The organism is Rhizobacter sp. P1_G5, from assembly GCF_056405435.1.
This window is the reverse complement of the sequence record NZ_JBFUCB010000642.1, coordinates 1-3328: the sequence shown is the minus strand read 5'-3', so window position 1 is coordinate 3328 and position 3328 is coordinate 1. Positions and strand designations below refer to the sequence as shown.

6 protein-coding genes are annotated in these 3328 nt (G+C 71.2%); all 6 read right to left on the bottom strand.

Annotation, left to right across the window (positions count from 1 at the left end; genetic code table 11):
• A partial coding sequence (locus AC1D12_RS28665) for a CbtA family protein (protein WP_477844504.1) occupies positions 1 to 213 on the bottom strand: 213 nt, incomplete at its 3' end.
• Between the two features lie 13 nt (positions 214 to 226).
• Entirely contained in the window at positions 227 to 418 is a 192-nt protein-coding gene (locus tag AC1D12_RS28660; protein ID WP_477824844.1) for a CbtB domain-containing protein, read from the bottom strand.
• Between the two features lie 27 nt (positions 419 to 445).
• Entirely contained in the window at positions 446 to 841 is a 396-nt protein-coding gene (locus AC1D12_RS28655; protein WP_477844502.1) for a cobalamin biosynthesis protein, read from the bottom strand.
• Entirely contained in the window at positions 838 to 1581 is a 744-nt protein-coding gene (locus AC1D12_RS28650; protein ID WP_477824843.1) for a cobalamin biosynthesis central domain-containing protein, read from the bottom strand. The genes AC1D12_RS28655 and AC1D12_RS28650 overlap by 4 nt, the downstream gene beginning before the upstream one ends.
• Positions 1574 to 2359, bottom strand: a complete 786-nt coding sequence (gene cobI / locus AC1D12_RS28645; protein WP_477824842.1) for a precorrin-2 C(20)-methyltransferase — start codon at positions 2357 to 2359, stop codon at positions 1574 to 1576. The genes AC1D12_RS28650 and cobI overlap by 8 nt, the downstream gene beginning before the upstream one ends.
• A partial coding sequence (gene cbiT / locus AC1D12_RS28640) for a precorrin-6Y C5,15-methyltransferase (decarboxylating) subunit CbiT (RefSeq protein WP_477844500.1) occupies positions 2356 to 3328 on the bottom strand: 973 nt, incomplete at its 5' end. The genes cbiT and cobI, both read right to left, overlap by 4 nt.

Below are 3328 nucleotides of genomic sequence, written 5' to 3'. Positions count from 1 at the left end.
GTCGGCGGGTGTCCAGTCCACGTCATGGTGGTGCGCGTGGGCGGCCTCTTCTGCCGTGTGCTCGTGGGCAGCCGGCGCGGCAGACTTCTGCACCTCGAACTCCTCGGCCGCGAGGATGATCGGCACCGCCTGCCAGCGTTGCACGACCCACTGCAGGCTGCCCACCGCCAAGGCGACCAGCAGTGCACACCACACCAGGCGTCGGAACAGCATCATCGGCTCCCGCTCAGTGGCACGGACGGCCGGTGGCATGGCGCACGTCGTGTGCCGCGTTGTGCGCGAGCGGGCTCTCGGCGAACGCGACGCCGTACAGCATCACGACGCCGAGCAGCGCGCCGGCGGCGAGCTGGCGCAGCAGGCCGCGCGAGGCGGTGGCGGGGAAGGAGACGGTGGGTTGAAGGGCTTGTTGCGGGTTCATGTCGTTCCTTTCAAAGGGGATGGAGAGTTATCTGCAGCGCGCGACGGAGACGGTCGCGTGGCGGCCGTCGTCGCCACGCAGGATGTGTTTCTCGACCAGCAACGAGCTGGCCGGCGCGGCGCCCGCCGCGAGCAACGCGGCCGCCTCGCTGACGGATGGCGTGCCGGTGTAGCGCCGCACCGTCTCCGACGGGTTGGGCACCTTCACCTCGGCCAGTTCGGCGKCGTCGTAGAAGTGCAGCGACCAGCCGCGCTGCGCGGCCAGGTCGAGCAGGCCGAGCTCGTTCGACTTCAGCGTGATGCTCGCCACCGCGGCCACGTCGCTGAGCGCGACGCCGGCCAGGTCCAGCGCCTCGCCGACCGCGCGCGACAGCGTCTCGACCGGCGTGCCGCGGTCGCAGCCGAGCCCGAGCGCGACCCTCATGCGGCAGCCTCTGCGGCCGGCGGGCGGTAGACGACCAGCCGTTCGTTCAACTGCTGCCACAACGCAGCGTCGATCGCGCGGTGCGTGACCCATAGCACCGCCTTGAAGCGCGCCAGGTCGACGTCCTCGAAGCGTTCGAAGCGGTGGATGCTGGCCGGCAGCGGTGTCGGCCGCGTCCACCAGTTGGGGCTGCCGGCTTCCTGCACGAAGGCGATCGGCTCGCCGTTGACGACGTGGGCCGAGACGCGGGTGATGTTCAGCTTCGGCGCCTCGACCGACCAGCCGAGCTCGCGGCCGAGGATGTCGACCGGGATGGTCTTGCCGACGTCGGAGGCGGTCGTCAGCACCGGGGTCGCGCCGAGCAGCGCTGCCACCTGTTCGGCGCAGGCGTTGGCGCCACCGACGTGGCCCGACAGCACCGGGATCACGAACTGGCCGGCATCGTCGACGACGGTGATGCCGGGGTCCTCGTCCTTCGACTTCAGGTGCGGCGCGATCAGCCGCACGACGGCACCGAGCGAGACGAAGAAGATCAGCTGGTCGTAGGCGGCGAACAGCGGGCCGATCTCGTCGCGCAGCGCGGCGGTGTAGGCGCGCAGCGGGTTCGCGAGGCCGTCGAAGGCCGTGCGGAACTTGTCGGCGCAGACGATGTGGGCCCGCGGCTGCTGCGCGGCCAGTTGCGCAGCCTGTGCGGCGCCGTGCTTGGTGATCGCGACGATCGCGATGCGGGGGTCAGTCATCGAGGGTCTCCGGGCTGGATTTCTTGAGGCATCCGCGGATGCGTTCACCGCGCACGCGCAGGTGGTTGTGCACCAGCATCAGCGACAGGTAGCTGACCTTCTGGCCGCGCAGCGACAGCATCCCGGCGCCGCGCAGCACGCGTTCGTCGGGTGCGCCGCAGCGTTCGATGAAGGCCGCGTCGGCCAGCAACTCGCGCTGCTGCAGCCAGTCGAGCAGGTCCTCGATCAGCGGCTTCACCTTCATCAGCACCAGCGTGTCGAAATCGCCGAGCAGGCGGTCGAGCGCGCTGACGCCGTAGGCCGCAGGCACGACGGCGATGGTGTCGTCCTGCTCGCCGAGCGGGCGGCCCAGCGTGGCCGCGGCCGCATTGAATGCATTGACGCCGGCGATGGTGTCGACCGCGATGCGCTCGTCCCTCGACCGCACGGTGCGCGCCAGGTGCCCGAAGGTCGCGTAGGTGCTGGCATCGCCCTCGACGAGGAACAGCACGTCGCGCCCGGCCCGCAGCAGCGGCAGCACGGTGTCGGCGGCGCGGTGCCAGCTGCGCAGCAGCTTCTCCTCGTCGTGCGTCATCGGGAACAGCAGCGGCAGGTGCTCGGCCGGCGGCGGCAGCTCGGCGCGCGTGACGATGTCGAACGCATAGCTCGGCGTCTTGGTGCTGCGCGTCGGGTAGGTCCACACGGTGTCGCGGCGCGCCAGCTGCGCCCACGCGGCGCGCGTGATCAGGCCCGGATCGCCCGGGCCGAGGCTCACGCCGATCAATCGACCCAGCGTCATGTGGAAGCCTTTCGTGCGCACACCACCCACACCGGGTTCTCCGCCGCGAGCCGGTGCATGTGCAGGATCGGCTTGCTGCGCGACGCCTGCAGCATCACGACATCCCAGTCGGCGCCGAGCTCGGCCAGCGTCGCGGTGGCCGTGCCCAGGTTCTCGATCGTCACGAAGTTCATCACCAGCTGCCCGCCCGCGCGCAGCCGCCGCAGGCACAACGCGATCAGCTCGGCCAGTTCGCCGCCCGAGCCGCCGATGAACACCGCGTCCRGGTCGGCCCAGCCGTCCATCGCCTGCGGCGCCTTGGCGTGCACCAGCGTGTGGTTGCCGACGCCCATCGCGGCGCGGTTGCGGCCGGCGATCGCCACGTCGTCCTCGTTCTTCTCGATCGCGTAGACGTGGCCCGCCGGGCACAGCCGCGCCGCCTCCAGGCCGACCGCGCCCGAGCCGGCGCCGATGTCCCAGACGATGCTGTCCTCGCGCAGCTGCAGGCGCGCGAGCGAGACCGCGCGCACCTCCAGCTTCGTGATCAGGCCCTTGTCCGGATGGCGCTGCTCGTAGCTCGCGTCGGGCAGCCCGAAGCGCACCGGCGTGGCCCGCGCCGACTGGCGCCACAGCAGCACGACGTTCGGATCCGCAAAGCGCGCCTGCGCCGCTTCGGCGATCGACAGGCCGGTGACGATGCGCTCGCCGGCCTGCAGCAGCCGCTCGGCAACCGCGATCTGGAAATCGTCCGTCAGGCCTTCGGCCTGCATCATCCGCGCGATGCGGTCGGGCGTGTTGTCGGGGCTGGTCAGCACCGCCAGCCGCGCATGGCGGCGCAGCGATTGCGCGAGCGCGTACAAGCCGTGCGATGGCTCGGCGCCCGGGCCGGGCCATTCGCCGGCGTCCTTCGCATGGACGCTCTCGATCTTCAGGTCCTGCCACACCAGCCCGACGCGGGCGCAGGCGAGCTGGATGGTCGACAGGTTGGGC